The following is an 18,180-nucleotide window of genomic DNA, read 5'->3' as shown; positions in this document are numbered from 1 at the left end:
TCCCGAAGGCGTACCGCCTCCCGCCGGTCGAGCGTAGGCCCGCGCGACCGAATCCCCGTGACGATCGGTCGGAGATCCGGGTTTCCGCAGCGCGTGTGCTGGGCGAACGTGAGTCGGTGAGACCACTCGGCGAGCTGGTTTCGGAGAGACTCTCAGGCCGTGATGACGTCAAGGAGGTCGCGGTCTACGCCAGCACCTTCCGGAGGAACTCCACCGTCAGTTCGCGCGCCCTCCGGCTCTCCGGTGCCAGCCCGTCGAGCACGGGGAAGGCGTGGACGGCCGTGTGCCAGCGGTGCGTCTCGACCGTGCGCCCGGCAGCGTGGATGCGTTCGGTCAGCGCGAGCGCGCCCTCCTCGACGAGCTCGCCCGCAGCCAGCGTGATGAACGTGGGCGGGAAGGCCTCCGGGTCCACGGCGAGCATGGACCGCTCGCCCCGGATGCCGGCCGGCCCGCGCGACCACAGGGCCTGGGCGCGCTGCACGGTCCTCGCCGGCTGGTAGGCATCGCGGGTGAGCCACGAGCCGTCGCGGACCTCGCGATCGAGATCGAACAACGGCGAATACCCCACCATCGCGGCAGGCGCCCGCACGCCGTCGAGCGCTGCCAGTTCGCAGATCTTGGCGGCGAGGAACCCGCCGGCCGAATCACCGGCCACCACGATCCGATGATCGTCGGGCAGTTGCTCGGCGAGGCAGCGGTAGGCGGCGTAGACCTCGTCGATCAGCGCAGCCAGGTCCACCTCGGGCAGCTTGCGGTACCGCACCGCGTGGACCGGGGCGTCGAGGTGGACGGCGAGACTCGAGCACAGCCGGGCGTGCGTGCCCGGGCCGCAGAACACGAACGCCCCGCCGTGGAGGTAGAGCACCGACACGTCGGAGCCGGCAGCACCCGATTGCGGCGTCGTGGTGACCACCGGAACCCCGCCGAGCAAGTCCGACTCCACCGCGACACCCGGAGCCTGGGGCAGCCGGGCGAACCCCCGCTCGACGGCTCCCAGGCCGCGGATGCCGGACTCGGTCAACGGCCATGCCCGGTACACGTGCCGCAGCGTTGCGCGGGATCCCCAGTAGAGGAACCGCGCCGTCGGGCTGGGGTAGCGGTGGGTGGTGACGGCGTCTCGGGTCGTCAGGGTCATCGCCGGGCGGGCCCGTTTGTGCGCAGCAGCTTCTTCTGCACCCGCCGGCCCTGCGCGGCGAGCAGCGGCAGCGCCGACGAACCGAGTCGCGGGAACGCCGCGCCCAGTCGGGCGATCGCCCCGCGCCAATGCGGGATCGCCGTGACTGGCCGCGGCTTGTCGAGCACCTTGCCGACCGCCCGCACCACGTCCTCGGGCTGGAGCAGGACACCCGAGAAGGACAGCGCCGCCTGCGGATCCTCGAGCTTGTCGTAGAGCATCGGAGTCCAGATTCCGTCCGGGCACACGCACGAGATGTCGATGTCCTTCACCCCGGCCAGCCGCAGATCGGCCACGGTACTGCTGGAGAATCCCATCACCGCGTGCTTGGACGCCGCGTACACGGCCTCGCCGGGAACAGCCGAGATACCGGCGAGCGAGGCGATGTTGATGATGTGGCCGCCGGGGCCCGAGCCGGCACCCTCCCGCATCGCGTCGATCGCCGCGACCGTGCCGTTGATCGTGCCCAGCGCGTTGACGTCCAGGTGCAGCTTGCGCAGCTCCTCCGACTGCTCCCACGCCGGCCCCGTGACCAGCACGCCGGCGTTGTTCACCCAGACCTTCAGCGACCCGGCCGCGGCGATCAGCTCGTCGCGCGCCCGCTCGACCTGCGCGTGTTCGCGCACATCGACCTCGGCCCAGAGCGCCCCACGCCCGATCTCGGCAGCCGCGGCGGAGGCGGCCTCGCCACTGAGATCGGTGACCATGACCAGGTATCCGTGATCGGCCAGCAGTTCGGCGATCGCCCGGCCCAGCCCGCGACCAGCGCCCGTGACGAGGGCGCCGGGCGGTGTTGTCGTCGTCGTCACTTCTCGTCCTTCAGGCCCGACTCGATGCGGCCGTACGAGATCCCGCCGTGGCAGTACGTCGGCACCACGGGCCAGAACCGCTTCCACGGCGCCAGCTCGGTCGACGGCAGGATCTGTAGCCAGCGCGGATCTGCCGGGCAGGTATCCGCCATGGTCTTCTCCTTGATCATGGAGTCGTACTGGTCCAGCGCGTCCTCGAGGGTGTTGGCGTTGGGGCAGATCTCGCGGCCGTATTGCTCGTGGTAGCGGCGCACGCCCGGGATCTTCGACAGCTCCGGCTGCCAGTTGTCCAGCGAGATGCCGTTCTCCGAGGACACCCACACGCCGTCCGGGGTGTTGATGACCAGCGAGTGGTTGCCGTCGGTGTGGCCGGGCGTCCACAGCAGGGCGATGCCGGGGCCGAGCTCGATGTCGCCGTCGAACAGCGCGAACTTGTCCATGTCCACGCCGCCGAGACCGTCCTCGACGTACCAGGCCCACTGCATCGGGTGCAGGTCCTGCAGGGTCGCCAGCTCGCGGCGGTGCACGAGCATCCTCGCGTCGCCGAACAGCGGTTCGCGCGGGGCGGAGTCGCCGCGGATCGTCTCGGTGGAGCCGAGGATCATCCGCGGGTCCTGCACGTGCAGGTGGTCGAACGTGCAGAAGTCCACATCCGCAGGCGTCAGGCCCACCTTGGCCAACGCCACGTCCGGCTCGTTGAAGTACTTGAGGATCACCTTGCTGGCGAGCTGGCCGCCGGGGATCTTGTCGACCATCTTCTGCAGGTTGTTGTAGAACGGCGCCTCGGCCGAGCCGGCGGGGACGGTCGGCTCGAACACCAGCGTGCGGGGGCGGCCGTTGAAATCGTCGTACTGCACCACGACCATGCGGTTGATCATCGTGATGAGCGGCAGGCTGGGCACCGACACGGCGTTGTCGAACGCGTAGTTGACCGGGTACGGCGCACCGGCCACGTCGACGGACTTCACGGCGCGCACCTGCCCCTGCGCGGCGAAGCGCTGCTTGTACTCGGTCGCGGCGGCGCGGATCGCGCGAAGACGCTCGCCGCGGGGCCAGATGTCGTGGACCCCGTCGAACTCGGGGATGGAGCGGGCGCCGATCTCCTCGAGCCTCGTCGCGGTGCCCGCCTGCGGGGTGTGCTGCTGCGTGGTCATCGTTCTAGGATCGGACGGCCGCCGACAGAAAACTTGTGTCAGCGCGACAACCTGGCCTGGTGGCGGAGCCGCCTGGGGGAGACGCCGAACCACCGCCGCACCGCGTGGCTGAGCGTGGCCTGTTCGGCGAAGCCCACCAGGTCGGCGATCTGTGTGAAGGACAGGTCGGTGGTGGTGATGTACCGGTGCGCGCGGTCGCGGCGCAGATCGTCGACGATCTGTCCGAAAGAAGTGCCGACGACGACGAGGCGCCGCTGAAGAGTCCGCGGATGGAGATGAAGCGTCCTCGACACCTCCGAAAGTGAAGGAATGGAGCCGGGAAGGCTCTCGCTCACAATCCGGCGGATCTGGCTCGCGATCGAGTCCGCGGGGTCCGAATAGGCGCCGCTGAGGTGGTCGACCGCAGCCCGGCGGATCTCCTCGTCCGCGGTCTCGAAGGCCGAGTCCAGCACGCGGGCGTCCACGCACAGGGCGGCCACCGGCCGGTCGAACTTCACGTCCGCGGAGAAGAAATCGAGGTATCGGTTCACCTGGAACAGCGGCCCGTGCGGGATCTCGACCGACCGCAACCCGGTGGACCGACCGAGCAGTTGCACGGCGACCCGGTAGAACACGCCCAGGCCGAGTTCGACGGCCTGCGGCGAGTACGGCGACTCGGAGATCTCCTTGCGGTACGTGAGGGCAACGACCCCGCGCCGACCCCAAGGGTCGTCGTCCACGCCGATGGTCAGGACCGGGCTGTGGACGAACAGGAAGCGGGCGGCCGCGTCGAGCGCCTCGGTCGCGGTGGCCGACGTGCTCACCGCGCGGGCCACCGGACCGAGGATCGTCAGGTCCTGCCGCTCGGCCAGCCGCAGGCCCAGGTCCGGGCAGTGCAGCTCGGCCGCGGCGGCGTCGAGCATCCGGTCGTGCGCTGTGATCGACAGTAGCCCGTCGTCGTGCTCGAGGACGTCCGCCGCGATGTCGAATCTCTCGAGCAGGCGGGCGGGGTCGCCGCCGAGTTCGGTGACAAGTGCGCCGAACCCGCGCAGGCTGGCCGCGCGGATCAGCGGCTGCACGACGGCTCCCGGGTGGTCACGGCACCTACGCTACGGCTCCTGGGTAACGCGGCGGCCCCTCGCGCTGCGGATTACGGTGCCTCCGGCGGAACGCGCCCGGCACCCCTGGCCCCCGGCACGCCACCGCCGCCGGGGCCGGAGGACTGCTGCTGGGTCACGCTGCCGGCGTAGTCGTCGGTCGGGTCGCGGTAGATGGTGTGGACGTGGCCCCAGCCCGATGTCGTCACGCCCTCGACATCTGCCCCGGCCGAGCCCTGTTGGGCGGCGAACTCGATGTAGACGTCCGGGCCGGAGATCTGGAAGTAGATCCCGTCGCCGGTGGACATGTCGTATTCGGTGGCGCCCGACCAGTTGATGTACGTGGTGTCGAGGGTGGCTTCGATGTCGGTGAGCGTCGCCGCGGTGGTCTCCTCGTCCGCCATGCCGGCCCAGTTCGCGATGACCTCCAGCAGCAGGCTCTTCTGCTCGTCCGTGAGTTCTGCCCCGAGTAGACCGGTGCCGGTGGGGAAGTCGCAGGTGCCGCCGGGTGCGCACACCATCGACTCGACCTGTTCGCCCTGGTAGAGCGCCTCGCGCTGCTCGTCGGTCAGGCTGTCGAAGAACGCGAACGCCGAGGAGTAGATCGCGTCGAACGGCTGGATCTCCTGCCCGCTGGCGTCCGTGTACACGGCGGGCTGCACGCCCAGGTGCGTCGGCGCGAAGGTGATGGAGTTCTCGGCGCTGTTCAGGTCGGCGTTGATCCCCAGGTGATGGCCACCGAACTGGACCGCCCAGGCCTCGGTGCCGGACGGGTCACCGAAGACCGCGATGTAGTACTGGCCCAGCGAATCCTCGGAGCTGGTGCTGTGGTCCAGCAGATACTGGTCGCCGTTCATGATGCCCACGACCGTCTGGTACGCCTCGTCGTTCAGCAGGCCCTCGAGCACGCCGAGGGCGGCGGACCTCTGCTCGTCGGTCAGGTCTGCCAGGTTCAACCCGGCGCGCTCGACAAAGGTCACGGGGAAATTGGACCAGGAGGTGGACTTGGTCTCGTCGTCGTAGTCGTAGGTCAGCGTCTCGACCTGCTCGTCGGACAGCGTGGCCATGAACGCCTCCGCGGCGGTCCGGGTGGCGGAGATCGTCTCGGTCGTGGTGGTCGCGTCCACGGAAGACGACGACGAGACGCCTGCCCCCGATACATACGTCTGCTCAGTGGAGGCCTGTGCCGTCGCCGCCAACGCGGCATCGCCGGGGCCTCCCGGGGCGCACGCGGTGAGTGTGAGCCCGCCGATCAGCGCGAGCGAGGCGAGGCGGAGGGCGCCCCGGCGGCGTGGCCGGCGGGCTCTGGTCGATGTGGTGGTGTGCTCCATGGACGCGACACTATGAACGGCGCCTGCGGGGTGACTGGATGTCACCTTCGGGTTGGCTGTGAGTGCCTTTCAGGCTGGCGGGTTGACAGGATGGCGTCCGATCCCGGCTGGCTAACGCGTGCCGCCCGGGCTGTCGGGGCGGGTTCCGGAGCCGTCAGCAGTCGACGCCCTCCAGCCGCAGGCAGGCCGGCGGCAGTTCCTGGTCGGGGCCGTAACCGTCAGCGGAATCCGGATCGAACGTCGGCTTGGGGTGCGTGCGCCAGTACTCCTCGGCGAACTGCTCGTTGTAGGCGTCCTGGTCGAATGCCGGAACCGGGTCCGGAGCAGGCGGAACGTAGGCGGCCTGCATCTGGTCCTGGCACGTCTGCGTCCAGCCGCTGGTGCCGTCCGTGAAGAAGGTGGTTCCGGTCTGGTGGTTCGCCGTCCCGCACGACGCGATCTGCTTGCCGAGGCAATGCGGGCTCTCGTGGCCCGGGGCCGCCGTGTATCCCACCGCGCCGCATGCAGCCGAGGCTGGAGCCGCCGCCGGCTCCTGGCTCGGTGTGGGGTCGGCGCTTGAGGTGGTGGAACTAGGCGTGACCGAACTCGACGGTGTCGTTGTGGACGGCTGGACCGTCGAGGTGACCGTGACCTCCACGGGCTCCGGGTCTCCGGAGGAACATGCCGATAGGATGAGAAGCGGAAATGCCAATGCCGCTGCCGCAGCGGTCATCCGAGAGAGCATGGCGCGCCTTAGTCGAGAGCTGTCGAGGGAGATCTCCAGAGACGGCGGGCTAATGAGGCGCAGCTTATCTGGAGTGGTAGCGATGATGATAGACCCGCCCTACGGCAGGGAGACGGGTAAAACTCGGAAGTGGTCGGGACGCGGCCCGTGCCGGCTCCCGCCGCCGAGCCGTGACCGCCGTCACGCGTCGCTTATCCTGTGGCCATGAAGCTGGATCTGACAGTGCTGGCGATCCCCGGGTTCGTCGGGTCGATGGTCGCCGAATACGCGTGGCAGAAGCGCCACCCCGCCGAGGACGCGCGTGCCGGCGACTACGAACTCGCCGACACCCTGGCCAGCCTGTCGATGGGAATCGGGAGCCTGTTCGCCCCGTACATCACCGACAAGGTCCTGGCGCCGCTCACCCCGCGAACCGGCCGGTACGCCAAAGCCCTCATGGGCCTGACCGTGGCCGCCGCCGCCGCGACCACTGCCGGCGACGTGATCCGCCGAAACCGCAGCACCGGGCTGCTGGAGGCGGGGTCGGTGACGGAGTCGTCGTCCGGCTCGGCCCCGGCCCCGGCCTCGGTCGGTGAGCCCGCCGCGGCGCTTCCGCCCGCACTACGCCGGATCACCGGCGCTTCCGCGGTCGCGGCGGTGGCCTCGACCGTCGTCACCGCGTCCACGTTGTGGAGCGCGCAGACCGCCGCCAAGAAGCTGTTCGCCCGCAGCCCCCTCGACCTGGGGTCGGGGCCGCTGGCCTACGCCGCCGCGATTCTCGGATGGGACCTCATCTACTACTGCAACCACCGGCTGTCGCACGAGAGCCGGTGGCTGTGGGCCATGCACGTCGTGCACCACTCGAGTGAGCGCTACAACCTGTCGACCGCGCTGCGCCAGCCGGTGGCCGAGGCGCTGACCGTGTCCGTGCCGTACGGGCTGCTGTCGCTGTTGGGGGTGCGGCCGGCGATCGTGCAGGACGCGCGGGCGGTCAACCTCATCTACCAGTTCTGGATCCACACCGAGGCCGTGCGGTCGATCGGGCCGCTGGAGAAGGTGTTCAACTCGCCGGCGGCTCACCGCGTGCACCACGGCAGCAACCGCCGCTACCTCGATCGCAATCACGGCAGCATCCTCATCGTGTGGGACCGCCTCTTCGGCACGTACGAGCCCGAAGGGGAGCGGGTCGTCTACGGGCTGACCACCAACATCGACACGTTCAACCCGCTGAGGATCGCCACGCACGAGTGGGGCGCGATAGCCCGCGACGTGTTCCGGTCGCGCACCTGGCGGGACCGCGCCAGCTACCTCGTTCGCGGACCCGGCTGGGCGGGTGCTCCGAGGGACTGAGCCCTGCGCGCGTCAGTGGAGATGGAACTCGACCATCGGGATGGAGTCCGCATCCTGGCCGAAGTCGTCCACCAGTACCTGGCGCAGAAGTCTCCATGACGTCGGATGCAGTGTTTTGTAGCGAGCGAGCGCTGCCTCGGAGTCGGCTGTCGAGAGCAGTCTGGCCGTGGCGGGGCGGCGGCGGATGGTGCCGGAGCTGACTCGGCACCTCGGATCGACCTCCAGGTTCCGGTACCACTGGGCGGATCGGCCAAAACCGCTCGCGGCCACCAGGACATCGCGTGCCGGCCGCTCGGCGACCTCTATGCAGACCTGTCTGGGCAGGCCGGATCTGCGGCCGGTGTGCTCGAGCAGCATCAGCCGTGAACCGAGTAGCCACCCCAGCCCGTACCGATACAACAGGATCGGGGAGCGGGCGGCTCGCCTGTTCCGGAGAAAGGTTGCCATGATCGCGCTCGACAATCGCTCCATGGTCGGAGTGTGGCATAGGTCACCGACGGCCGTCAGGTGACCGGGCAGGTCGCCGTTCGTGACCCGGCGGCGAACTCGTCGAGTGTCCCGTGCCGCCCCAGCGGCAGCATGAGCGGCCGGCCGGACGTGGGGTCCGGGATCACCTCGCACTCGAGCCCGAACACCGCGCGGACCGTCTCGGCGGTGAGCACCTCGTCGGGCGGACCGGCGCTGTGCACGCGGCCGTCGGCGATCGCGACCAGGTGGTCGGCGTAGCGGGCGGCCAGGTTGAGGTCGTGCAGGACCATCACGATGGTCGTCCCACGGTCGCGGTTGAGGTCCACCAGCAGGTCGAGCACCTCCACCTGATGCGCCACGTCGAGAAAGGTCGTCGGCTCGTCGAGTAGCAGCAGGTCGGTCTGCTGGGCCAGGGCCATCGCGATCCACACGCGCTGGCGCTGCCCGCCGGAGAGCTCATCGACCGCCCGGTCCGCCAGCTCGAGCGATCCGGTGGCCTCCAGAGCGGCGGCGACGGCCTCGTCGTCGTCTCTACTCCACCGCGACAACATCCCCTGGTGCGGGTTGCGGCCGCGTCCCACCAGGTCGGACACCGTGATCCCCTCCGGCGCGAGGGGCGACTGGGGGAGCAGCCCGAGCGTGCGGGCGAGTTCCTTGGCGGGCATCCGGTGCACCCTCTTGCCGTCGAGCAGCACCTGCCCCGCGCTCGGCGTGAGCAGCCGCGACATCGACCGCAACAGCGTGGACTTGCCGCACGCGTTCGCGCCGACGATCGCGGTGAGGCGGCCGGCCGGCACCTCGAGATCCAGATCGTGGATGACGGTGCGCTCGCGGTAGCCGAGGGTGAGCTCTTCGGCGTGCAGCGTGTGGTCGGCGGTCACAGTGAGCCTCCGGTGCGGTTGGTGCGGGCGATGAGGTAGACGAGGTACGGGGCGCCGAGCGCGCCGGTGACCACGCCGACGGGGAACCGGGTGTCGAAGGCGAACTGCCCCACGAGGTCGGCGCCCAGCACCAGCACGACCCCCACCAGCGCGGCCGGGATCAGCGGCGAGCCGTGCGGGCCCACGATGCGGGCGGCGATGGGGCCGGACAGGAACGCCACAAAGGCGATCGGGCCGGTGGCGGCGGTGGCGAACGCGATCAGCCCCACGGCGGCCACGATGAGCAGGATCCGCGTGCGTTCGGTCCGGACGCCGAGCGCAGAGGCGGTGTCGTCGCCCAGGCCGAGCATCGACAGGTCGCGCGCCTTGAGAAGCAGGATCGGCACGCACACCAGGCACGCCGCGAGCACCAGGACGACGCTGTCCCACGAGGCGCCGTTGAGGCTGCCGGTGATCCAGCGCATTGCCTCCTGCAACTCCCACTGCGGCGCGGACTTGAGGATGTAGTTGGTGACGGCGTCCAGCGTCGCCGCGATCCCGATACCGATGAGCACGAGCCGGGTCCCCACCACACCGCCCCGGTACGCCAGGACGTAGATGAGGAGTGCCACCGCGATGCCGACGACGATCGCGAACACCGACACCTGCGCACCGCCGAGCCCCAGGATGACGATCGCGAATGCCGCCGCCGCGCTGGCGCCCGAGCTGATCCCGATGATGTCGGGCGAGGCGAGCGGATTGCGCAGCATGGTCTGGAAGGTCACGCCGCCGATGCCGAAGCAGATCCCGGCCAGCACCGCGAGCACGGCCCGCGGCAGGCGCAGGCGCCCGACGGTGAACGACGCGCCGGCCACGTCCTGCCCGAGGATCACACCGAGCACCTCGGCGGGGGAGTAGAACGTCTTGCCGACCATCAACGTCGTGGCGAACAGGACCACGGCGACGAGCACCATCGCGCACAGGACGATCCGCCGGCGGCGCCCTCGACTGCGACGGCCGCCGGCCACGATCTCGACGCCCGACGGGCGCATGGGCGTCAGCGTGGTCACAGCTCCCTGACCTTCTGACGGCGCACGATCGCGATGAGCACGGGCGCCCCGACGAGTGCAGTGATGATGCCGACGTCGATCTCGGCGGGCCGGGCGATCACGCGCCCGAGGACGTCCGAGGCGGTGACGAGCACCGCGCCGGTGAGCGCGGAGAACGGCAGCAGCCAGCGGTGGTCCACGCCGACGAGCAGGCGGCAGACGTGGGGGACGATGAGTCCGACGAAGGCGATCGGGCCGGCCACGGCGGTCGCGGCGCCGCACAGCAGCACCGCGCCCAGGGCGGCCAGCGCGCGCGCGAGCAGGACGCGTTCGCCGAGTCCGGCGGCGAGATCGTCGCCCAGGGCCAGCGAGTTGAGCGGCCGCGCGGCGAGGAGACAGATCGCCGTGCCCACCACGAGGAACGGCAGGACCTGCTCGATCGCCTCGGAGCTGGCGCCGCCGACGCCGCCGATCTGCCACGAGCGGACGCCGCCGGCGATGTCCCCGCGCGGAAGCACGACGGCGCTGATGAACGACGACGCCGCCGCCGACGTCGCGGCCCCGGCGAGGACCAGCTTGAGCGGGGTGGCTCCGCCGCGCCCCAGCGAACCGACGATGTAGACGAACACAGCCGCGATCGCGGCGCCGGCGATCGCGGTCCAGATGTAGCCGGAGTAGGTCCACAGCCCGAACCACGCGATGCCGGTCACCACCGCGAGGGAGGCGCCCATGGTCACGCCGAGGATGCCCGGGTCGGCGAGCGGGTTCCGGGTGACGCCCTGCATCACCGCCCCGGCCAGGCCGAGCGCCGCGCCGACGAGCAGGGCCAACGCGGTGCGGGACAGGCGCTTGGTCACGGCCGCGGCGCCCAGGCCGTCGGTGGAGCCGCCGAGCGCGGCGCTGATCTCGTCCCACGTCACCGCGCGCGACCCGATGGTGACCGAGAGGATGACGACGACGACGAGGACCGCGATCACGACGAGGAGCCAACACAGGCGCACGCGGGCCGGGCGGCGGACGGCGGCGACGCCCGCAGCGGACGGCGGCGTGATGCTGCCTGCTGCGGGCGCCGGCCGGGTGACGGTCACCGGTCGGTCACTTACCGGTGCCGGCGGCCTCCGCGAGCTGCGCGACGTAGTCGTCGAGCACCCACGAGATCGCCAGCGGCGTGGGGTTGGCGGCGGTGCCCATCGGGCCGTTGCCGTCGAGGAACACGATCGCGTCGTTCTTGACCGCCGGCATCTGCGACAGCAGCGGATCGGCGCGGAGGGTCTCGACGAGCTCCTGGTCGCCGTAGGTGACGATCAGCTCGACGTCGTCGAACCGGTCCAGCTGCTCGGCGCTGATGCTGCCGGAGAAGCCTCCGGCCTCGGATGCCTCGGCCACCGCGGCGGGCGTATCCAGGCCGAGGTCGGAGAAGAACGCGGCGCGGGTGTCGTTGGCGGTGTAGAAGTTCACCGTGCTCAGGTCGGTCGGATCCACGTGCGTGAGGAACATGGTCTTGGTGCCGGCCAGGTCCGGGTACTGCTGGGCGGCCTCGGAGATCTCGGTCTCGAGATCGGTCACGAGGGCATCACCCTCGGCCTCGAGCCCGAGTCCCTGGGCGTTGAACCGGATCACGTCCCGCCACGAGGTGGCCCACGGGTCCTCGGGGTAGGCCACGACCGGCGCGATCTCGCTGAGGGTGTCGTAGTCCTCCTGCGTCAGGCCCGAGTAGGCGGCGAGGATGACATCCGGGTCGGTGTCGGCGACCGCCTCGAAGTCGATCCCGTCGGTCTCGTCGAACAGCACCGGCGGCTCCGCGCCCATCTCGTCGAGCTTCTCCTCGACCCACGGGAGCATGCCGTTGCCGTCGTCGTCACCGAAGTTGGCGGCGGCCATCCCGACGGGGACGACGCCCAGCGCCAACGGCACCTCGTGGTTGGCCCACGCGACCGTGGCCACACGCTCCGGCTGCTCCTCAATCGTGGTGGTTCCGAGCGCGTGCTCGATCACCACGGGGTAGTTCTCCGACGACCCGGCCGCGGACGCGCTGTCGGACTGGTCGGCGTCGGAGGCGCCACATGCGGACAACGCCAGGGCCGCCGTGGCGGAGATCAGGAACGGGACAAGACGACGAGAACGCATAGGGCGGCTCTCTCACTCTCAGGAGATGGGACACGGCCCCCACACACCCCGGGGGTGTTAGGTGAGGCTGGCCTAAAACCTTACGACTGGCCTGCGTCCGTGCGCAATCAGTTGATCCGGACGTCGCCTATCGCGATCCGGACACGGCAGGTTCGGGTGAGCTGCCGGGTGAGCGCAGCTGGCCCGGGGTGAGGCCGGTCGTCCGCCGGAACGAGGCCCCGAACGCGCTCGCCGAGCGGTACCCGACCCGCAGGGCCACCTCGTCGACCGTCATGCCGCCGCCGAGCAGTAGGGCGGCGTGCTGTGCGCGTAGTGCCGCCTGCCACGCGCCGAAGCTCAGGCCGGTCTCCGCCCGGAACGCGCGGGTCACCGTCCGTTCGCTCACGTCGAGCCGCGCGGCCCAGTCGGCGAGAGTCCGGCTGTCACCGGGGTGCGCCTCGAGGGCGGCCACGATCGGACGCAGGAGTGCGTTGGTCGGCTTCTGCACCAGGAGGGCGTCCGGGGAGGGCTCGAGCAGGTCGAACACCATGCGCTCGGTGAGATCGCGCGAGTCGGCCGGCAGCGCCGTGTCGACCAGGCGTTCCAGCACGAGTGTGAGCAGCGGGGTCACCTCCACCGCCACCGGATCGGTCGGGAGCGGGGAGGCGGTCCGCACGTCCACGTGCGCGGTCCGGTACCACGTGCCCGCCGCCGCCCGCGCGGAGTGCATCATTCCCGCCGGGATCCACAGTCCCACCGACGGGGTGATGGTCCACGTGCGCGACCCGATGGTGGCGCTGGACGCGCCGCGCCGGTTCCACAGCAGCTCGTGCGTGGGGTGTGAATGCGGCTCCCACTCGGTGTCCCGGTCGACCAGCTCGTCCATCCCGGTGATCACGAACGGCATCGCTGTCTCGCCCGCCGCGTACGCCGGCAGCGTCCGTCTGTCGACCCCGGGCCGTTCTGCGGTGCGTGTTACTGCCATGCGCTGATTCTGCACCACCGGCGCGGGGGAGCGGTTCCCGTCGGGCGGCTACCGCCCGAACAGTCGCGCGAAGAAGCCGCCCTCACTCGGTTCCCCGGCGTGGCCCTGGCAGCGGTCCGATCCGGGTACTCCGGCCATCACCTGGTCGACGTGCATTCCGCAGCCCGCCCAGGTGGTCTTGCCGCATTTGCGGCACTTCACAGCTCTACACATGGTGTTTCTCCTTGGTTGATGGTTGTGTGGTGGGTCGCCGCCGCAGCGGGCAGTGGTCGGTGGTGAACAGGCAGAGTGCGGCCGTGACGAGTACCGCTGCGACGACGACGGCGACGAGAACCGTCCGCGCGACGCCGTGCAGTTCCTCGGCCAGCACGAACACGCCCATCGCCAGGACGACGTAGCCGAAGGCCCGGCGCAGCGCCCGCTCCGAGACGCGCGAGCTCATCGCCACGCCGGCGAGTGATCCCACGACCGACGCCGCGGCGATCGCCGCGACCAACGGCCAGTCCAGGCTCACCGAGGTGAGGTAGCCGCCGAGGCCCGCGAAGGACTGCATGCTGATCACCAGTAGTGAGGTCCCCACGGCGGCGGCCATGGGTAGCCCTGCGAGGAGGGCGAGCGCCGGGACGACGAGGAAGCCGCCGCCCGCCCCGACGAGCCCGGTGGCGGCGCCGACGAGGAGGCCGTAGAGCGGCACGCGCCACGGTGCTCTCACGGGGCTGTCGGTTCGGCCCGGCTCGTCGCGCCGTCCGCGGAGCATCGCGACGGCGGTGGCCAGCATCATCGCCGCGAACGCGACCATGAGGACGGTGCCGGGGACGTGCCCGCCGGCCAGGCCGCCGCCGAACGCACCGACCATGGCCGCCACCCCGAATCCCAGTCCGGCCCGCCAACGCACGTGCCCCTTGCGCGCGTGCCCGAGGAGGCTCACCACGGACGTCGTCCCCACCACGACGAGTGAGGTGGGGATCGCCTCGTGTGGTGCGAGCCCGCCGACGTAGGTGAGCAGCGGGACCAGCAGGATCGAGCCTCCGCCGCCGAGCAGGCCCAACGACAGGCCCACCAGCACGGACAGCGCCACCACCAGGATGAGCATCGGGTCCATGGCCGGGCTCAGGCGCGGACGGTGTCGCGGGCGAGCCAGCCGGCGTAGCTGCCCTCCAGTTCGGCCACGCGGTGACCGGCCCGTCGAAGGGCGCTGGCCGCGACCGAGCTGCGGGTGCCGCTCTGGCAGTAGGTCACGATGAGTCCGTCCTCCGGTAGCTGGTCGAGGTTCCACAGCACACGGCCGGCGCTGAGCTGCGCGGAGCCGGGGATGTGGCCCGCACTGTGCTCGTTGGCGTTGCGCACGTCGAGCAACAGCGCCTGGCCCGGCGCGCCCAGCTGGTCGGCCGTGATGACCTCGGGGGAGACCGTCGGTAGCCCGTCGAGGCCGGTGAGGTAACCGGTGACGGCGTCGATGCCTACCCTGACCAGGTGGTCGCGCGTCGCGGCGGCCTCGTCGGCGTCGGCGGCCAGCAGGACCAGCGGCCGCGACTCGCGTTCGGGGTCGTAGGCCCAGGCGCCGTAGGTGGCGGCCTTGTCGGGGCCGGGGATGTTGAGGGAGCCGGCGACGGTGCCGCCGTGCACCCGGTCGGCCGCCCTGGTGTCGACGACGACGAGTTCTCCCGCGGCGACGGCACCCGCGACCTCGTCCGGGTCCAACAGGACGGGGTCCTCCAACTGCCCGAGCAGCGCCGGGCCCTGGGTGTTCTGCCGCTTCATCCGGCCGAAGTAGGCGTGCGCGTCCGGCTGGCCGTCCAGCAGTTCGGAAATGAAGCCCTCCTCGTCGTCGTCGGCGACATACCCCGCCCACCACGCGTGGCGCCGCTCATACCCGACCGTGGTCGACGGCAACGCCCCGAGCGCCTTGCCGCACGCACTGCCCGCGCCGTGGCCGGGGAAGACCTGGACGTGGTCGGGCAGCGCGACGAAGCGCCTGAGGCCGTCGAAGATCTGCGCGGCGCCGCCGAAACGGGTGTCGACACCGCCGGCGGCCTCGTCGAGCAGATCCGGACGACCGACGTCGCCGGCGAACACGAAGTCGCCGGTGAGCATGTAGCCGGGCTCGTCGGCGAACGCGCCGTCGGTGATGAGGAAGGACAGGTGTTCGGGGGTGTGGCCCGGCGTGTGGACGGCGCGGGCGGTGATGTTGCCCAGCGTGATCTCGTCGCCGTCGTGCAGGCGGGTGGCATCGAACCCGTACTGCCAGTCCTCGCCGCCCTCGCCGGAGACGTACATCCGGGCGCCGGTTGCCGCCGCCAGCTCGCGCGTGCCGGACAGGAAGTCGGCGTGGATGTGCGTCTCGGCGACCGCGGTGATGGTCATGCCGTGGGAGGCCGCCAGCGCCAGATGGGCGCGGATGTCGCGGCGGGCGTCCACCACGAGTGCCTCGCCCGTGGCCTGGCAGCCGATCAGGTACCCGGCCTGGGCCAGGTCGTCGTCATAGATCCGTTCGAGAAGCATCGCGTCCTCCGTGGGGTGGGCCGGGCGGCGTCGGGGCCGACCCGGTGGTCGGGGTGGTGACAACAACGAACCTACATACCCCTATGGGTATCCGCAAGATACGGGACGGGGTATGTGGAGACGCGATCTCGGTGCTGTCATTCGCCGGGCATGGGTCCGGGTAACGCGCATCACTTGACGCGCGCCCGGGGATGGTGGTCGGGTAGGGTGCGTTGGTTCCCGCGCGCGGCGTCGTGCCGCCCGGGCTTTGTACTCTTTCCGCAGTTCGTATTTCATAAGGACGACCCGTGACGTCTCAGTCCACTGCCGCCGACCACAGCAGCAGTTCCGAATCCACCCGACTGCCTGCAGCCACGATCCGGCTCATCGCGCTGCTCGTCGCGGCCGCGTTCGTCGTGATCCTCAACGAGACCATCATGTCCGTGGCGCTGCCCGACCTGATGGTCGAGTTCGAGGTCACCGCGGCCACCGCGCAGTGGCTCACCACGGCCTTCATGCTCACGATGGCCGTGGTCATCCCGTTCACCGGGTGGATGCTCGTGCGGCTGCCGCTGCGGACCGTCTTCGTCATCGCGATGAGCACGTTCACCGCCGGGACGGTGCTGGCGTCGCTGGCGATGGTGTTCCCCATGCTCGTCGCCGGGCGCGTGGTGCAGGCCGTCGGCACGGCCATCATGATGCCGCTGCTCATGACCACCGTCCTCAACGTCGTGCCCGCTGATCGCCGCGGTCGGACGATGGGCGTCATCTCCATCGTGATCGCCGTTGCTCCCGCCATCGGGCCGACCGTCGGCGGCGTGGTGCTGGACTCGCTGAGCTGGCGCTGGATGTTCTGGTCGGTCCTGCCGATCGCCGTGCTGGCGCTGATCGCCGGCGGCGCGCTGATCCGCAACGTCACCGAGAACCGCGACGTCCCGCTCGATATCTTCTCGGGCGTCCTGTCGGCTCTCGGCTTCGCCGGCCTGATCTACGGCCTCAGTTCGATCGGCGAGGCCGCCACGGGCAATGCGCTGATCTCCCCGTGGATCCCGGTGATCGTCGGTGTGCTCTCGCTCGCGGTGTTCGTGTGGCGCCAGCTCGCGCTCAAGGACAATGCGCTCCTCGACGTGCGGGCGTTCGCCTCACCCACCTTCACCGTGGCCCTGGTGCTCATGCTCATCGCCATGATGTCGCTGTTCGGCGTGCTGATCCTGCTGCCGATCTACATGCAGCAGGTGTTGGGCTCGACCACGCTCGAGGCCGGCCTCGCGCTGCTGCCGGGCGGCCTGGTCATGGGCATCCTCGGCTGGTTCGTGGGACGGCGCTACGACAAGGTCGGTCCGCGCCCGCTGATCATCCCCGGCTCGATACTGGCCTCCGCCGGCCTGTGGGGCATGACGACCCTCGGTGCCGACTCCTCGCTCGGCATGGTGGTGGCCTTCCATGTGACGCTGACGTTCGGCCTCGCGCTGTTGTTCTCGCCGCTCATGACCTCGGCGCTCGGGTCCCTCCCGCCGCACCTGTACTCCCACGGTTCGGCGCTACTGACCACGCTGCAGCAGGTCGCCGCGGCGGCCGGTACCGCCCTGTTCATCACCGTGATGACGCTCGGTCAGGTCGCTGGCGGCGAGGGTGGCGAGGACGCCTTGGCGGCTCAGATGAACGGCGTCCACAACGCCCTGATCGCCGGCGCCGCGATCTCGCTGATCACCGTGATCGGCGTGTGGTTCCTGCGCAACACCGCCCAGACCGAGGCCCCCGCTGCAGAAGCGCTGGCCGAGGAAGCACTGGCCGCGGAAGCGTTGGCCGACGACGCAACCCCTGCCGACTCGGGGAGGTAACCCGCCGGGCGTCTCGGCCCAGGGCTGCGCTGAGCCCTCACGCGAACGGGGCGGTCACGTCCCGGGCGGCGCACAGTTCGGAGCCGGGGGGACCATCGCTCCCGGCGCTCTGTTTCTCCCACGAGCCCTGCCTATTCCACGAGCCGTCAGTTCGGTCATCGTTCCCCCAGGTCGGCAGATCGGGAAACATACCGGACTGACGGCTGACGCGGTTCTGGGCTGAGCCCGGGGGCCGCGCGCGATATCAACGCCGTCCATGCTGCCGCCGCACGTCCGGGCGGCGGCCCCGTTGGTGTCGTCGTCGTCGCGGTTTTTCTTTCTCACTTCTTGACTCGGCCACGCCTTCGTGTCACTGTATTAAGTACCTAATACAGCAACACGGAGGGGAGCGGCGATGCAGTTCGACACCTCGTCCCCGATCTGGGTGCAGCTCGTCGGGGAGTTCTCGCGGCGCATCGTGACAGGGGAGTGGGCGGCGGGCGAGAAGATGCCCGGCGTCCGCGAGTTGGCGGCCGACCTCGGCGTCAACCCCAACACCGCCCAGCGGGCACTCGCGGAACTGGAACGGCTCGAGCTGTGCCGCTCCGAGCGGGCCACCGGGCGGTTCGTGACCCACGACGACGCCCGCATCGACGAGGTCCGCGCCGACCTCGCCACCGACGCCGCCGACGAGTTCGTCCGCCGCGTCCGCGGCCTGCGGATGGCGCACGACCAGGCCCGGGCACTACTCGACAAGAGATGGGACAGCCATGAGCACCACACCACTGACATTCCGGATGGCGGAGGAGCCTGA

Annotated in this window: 18 protein-coding genes and 1 pseudogene; 3 read left to right on the top strand and 16 right to left on the bottom strand. The window is 70.4% G+C overall.

Features of this window, described 5'->3' with window-relative positions; translation table 11 throughout:
* Positions 1–184: 184 nt before the first annotated feature.
* The 7 genes and pseudogenes from K3888_RS13150 to K3888_RS13125 form a co-directional block, all read right to left on the bottom strand.
* A complete protein-coding gene (locus K3888_RS13150; RefSeq protein WP_230930724.1) occupies positions 185–1,135 on the bottom strand; it encodes an alpha/beta hydrolase in 951 nt (316 codons plus the stop codon).
* Positions 1,132–1,983, bottom strand: a complete 852-nt coding sequence (locus K3888_RS13145) for an SDR family oxidoreductase (RefSeq protein ID WP_230930723.1) — start codon at positions 1,981–1,983, stop codon at positions 1,132–1,134. The genes K3888_RS13150 and K3888_RS13145 overlap by 4 nt, the downstream gene beginning before the upstream one ends.
* A complete protein-coding gene (locus tag K3888_RS13140; RefSeq protein WP_230930722.1) occupies positions 1,980–3,137 on the bottom strand; it encodes an MBL fold metallo-hydrolase in 1,158 nt (385 codons plus the stop codon). Before K3888_RS13140 ends, K3888_RS13145 begins: the two co-directional genes overlap by 4 nt.
* 38 nt (positions 3,138–3,175) lie before the next feature.
* On the bottom strand, positions 3,176–3,430 hold the full coding sequence (locus K3888_RS18020) for a helix-turn-helix transcriptional regulator (protein ID WP_443652048.1): 255 nt from the start codon (positions 3,428–3,430) through the stop codon (positions 3,176–3,178).
* A gap of 207 nt (positions 3,431–3,637) precedes the next feature.
* Positions 3,638–4,195 (bottom strand): annotated as a pseudogene (locus K3888_RS18015) (AraC family transcriptional regulator ligand-binding domain-containing protein); the annotation flags it as partial.
* A 71-nt stretch (positions 4,196–4,266) separates the two neighbouring features.
* Entirely contained in the window at positions 4,267–5,544 is a 1,278-nt protein-coding gene (locus K3888_RS13130) for a DUF3500 domain-containing protein (protein WP_230930720.1), read from the bottom strand.
* A 154-nt stretch (positions 5,545–5,698) separates the two neighbouring features.
* The gene (locus K3888_RS13125) at positions 5,699–6,037 is read right to left on the bottom strand and encodes a hypothetical protein (RefSeq protein WP_230930719.1); all 339 of its coding nucleotides are present in this window, start codon (positions 6,035–6,037) and stop codon (positions 5,699–5,701) included.
* Positions 6,038–6,472: 435 nt separating this feature from the next.
* Here K3888_RS13125 and K3888_RS13120 point away from each other — a divergent pair, with 435 nt between their 5' ends.
* Complete coding sequence (locus tag K3888_RS13120) at positions 6,473–7,597, top strand: sterol desaturase family protein (RefSeq protein WP_230930718.1); 1,125 nt, start codon at positions 6,473–6,475, stop codon at positions 7,595–7,597.
* A gap of 12 nt (positions 7,598–7,609) precedes the next feature.
* On the opposite strand, the gene K3888_RS13115 is transcribed toward K3888_RS13120, so the two are convergent.
* The 9 genes from K3888_RS13115 to K3888_RS13075 all read right to left on the bottom strand — a co-directional run bounded on the left by K3888_RS13115 (position 7,610) and on the right by K3888_RS13075 (position 15,567).
* Positions 7,610–8,068: a nitroreductase family deazaflavin-dependent oxidoreductase gene (locus tag K3888_RS13115; RefSeq protein WP_230930717.1), complete on the bottom strand. Its 459-nt coding sequence runs from the start codon at positions 8,066–8,068 to the stop codon at positions 7,610–7,612.
* Positions 8,069–8,100: 32 nt separating this feature from the next.
* The gene (locus tag K3888_RS13110; RefSeq protein WP_230930716.1) at positions 8,101–8,946 is read right to left on the bottom strand and encodes an ABC transporter ATP-binding protein; all 846 of its coding nucleotides are present in this window, start codon (positions 8,944–8,946) and stop codon (positions 8,101–8,103) included.
* Positions 8,943–9,977 carry a FecCD family ABC transporter permease gene (locus K3888_RS13105; RefSeq protein WP_230930743.1) on the bottom strand — a complete coding sequence of 345 codons (1,035 nt, stop codon included), beginning with the start codon at positions 9,975–9,977 and terminating at the stop codon, positions 8,943–8,945. The genes K3888_RS13110 and K3888_RS13105 overlap by 4 nt, the downstream gene beginning before the upstream one ends.
* Before the next feature lie 14 nt (positions 9,978–9,991).
* Complete coding sequence (locus tag K3888_RS13100; RefSeq protein ID WP_372459574.1) at positions 9,992–11,062, bottom strand: FecCD family ABC transporter permease; 1,071 nt, start codon at positions 11,060–11,062, stop codon at positions 9,992–9,994.
* 7 nt (positions 11,063–11,069) lie between these two features.
* The gene (locus K3888_RS13095; RefSeq protein WP_230930715.1) at positions 11,070–12,101 is read right to left on the bottom strand and encodes an iron-siderophore ABC transporter substrate-binding protein; all 1,032 of its coding nucleotides are present in this window, start codon (positions 12,099–12,101) and stop codon (positions 11,070–11,072) included.
* A 127-nt stretch (positions 12,102–12,228) separates the two neighbouring features.
* Positions 12,229–13,065 (bottom strand): helix-turn-helix transcriptional regulator, encoded by an 837-nt coding sequence (locus K3888_RS13090; RefSeq protein WP_230930714.1) that lies wholly within the window; start codon positions 13,063–13,065, stop codon positions 12,229–12,231.
* 48 nt (positions 13,066–13,113) lie between these two features.
* Positions 13,114–13,278, bottom strand: a complete 165-nt coding sequence (locus K3888_RS13085; protein ID WP_230930713.1) for a DUF8730 family Cys-rich protein — start codon at positions 13,276–13,278, stop codon at positions 13,114–13,116.
* Positions 13,271–14,167: a sulfite exporter TauE/SafE family protein gene (locus tag K3888_RS13080; protein WP_230930712.1), complete on the bottom strand. Its 897-nt coding sequence runs from the start codon at positions 14,165–14,167 to the stop codon at positions 13,271–13,273. Before K3888_RS13080 ends, K3888_RS13085 begins: the two co-directional genes overlap by 8 nt.
* A gap of 8 nt (positions 14,168–14,175) precedes the next feature.
* Positions 14,176–15,567: an MBL fold metallo-hydrolase gene (locus K3888_RS13075; protein WP_230930711.1), complete on the bottom strand. Its 1,392-nt coding sequence runs from the start codon at positions 15,565–15,567 to the stop codon at positions 14,176–14,178.
* 287 nt (positions 15,568–15,854) lie between these two features.
* On the opposite strand from K3888_RS13075, the gene K3888_RS13070 reads away from it, so the two are divergent.
* On the top strand, positions 15,855–17,387 hold the full coding sequence (locus K3888_RS13070) for an MDR family MFS transporter (protein WP_230930710.1): 1,533 nt from the start codon (positions 15,855–15,857) through the stop codon (positions 17,385–17,387).
* Between the two features lie 394 nt (positions 17,388–17,781).
* Positions 17,782–18,180 (top strand): GntR family transcriptional regulator, encoded by a 399-nt coding sequence (locus K3888_RS13065; RefSeq protein ID WP_230930709.1) that lies wholly within the window; start codon positions 17,782–17,784, stop codon positions 18,178–18,180.

The sequence above is a fragment of the Dietzia aurantiaca genome (genome assembly GCF_021033825.1).
Lineage (GTDB): Bacteria > Actinomycetota > Actinomycetes > Mycobacteriales > Mycobacteriaceae > Dietzia > Dietzia aurantiaca.
Note: the sequence above shows the minus strand (reverse complement) of the source record. Positions and strands in the feature narration are given on the sequence as shown.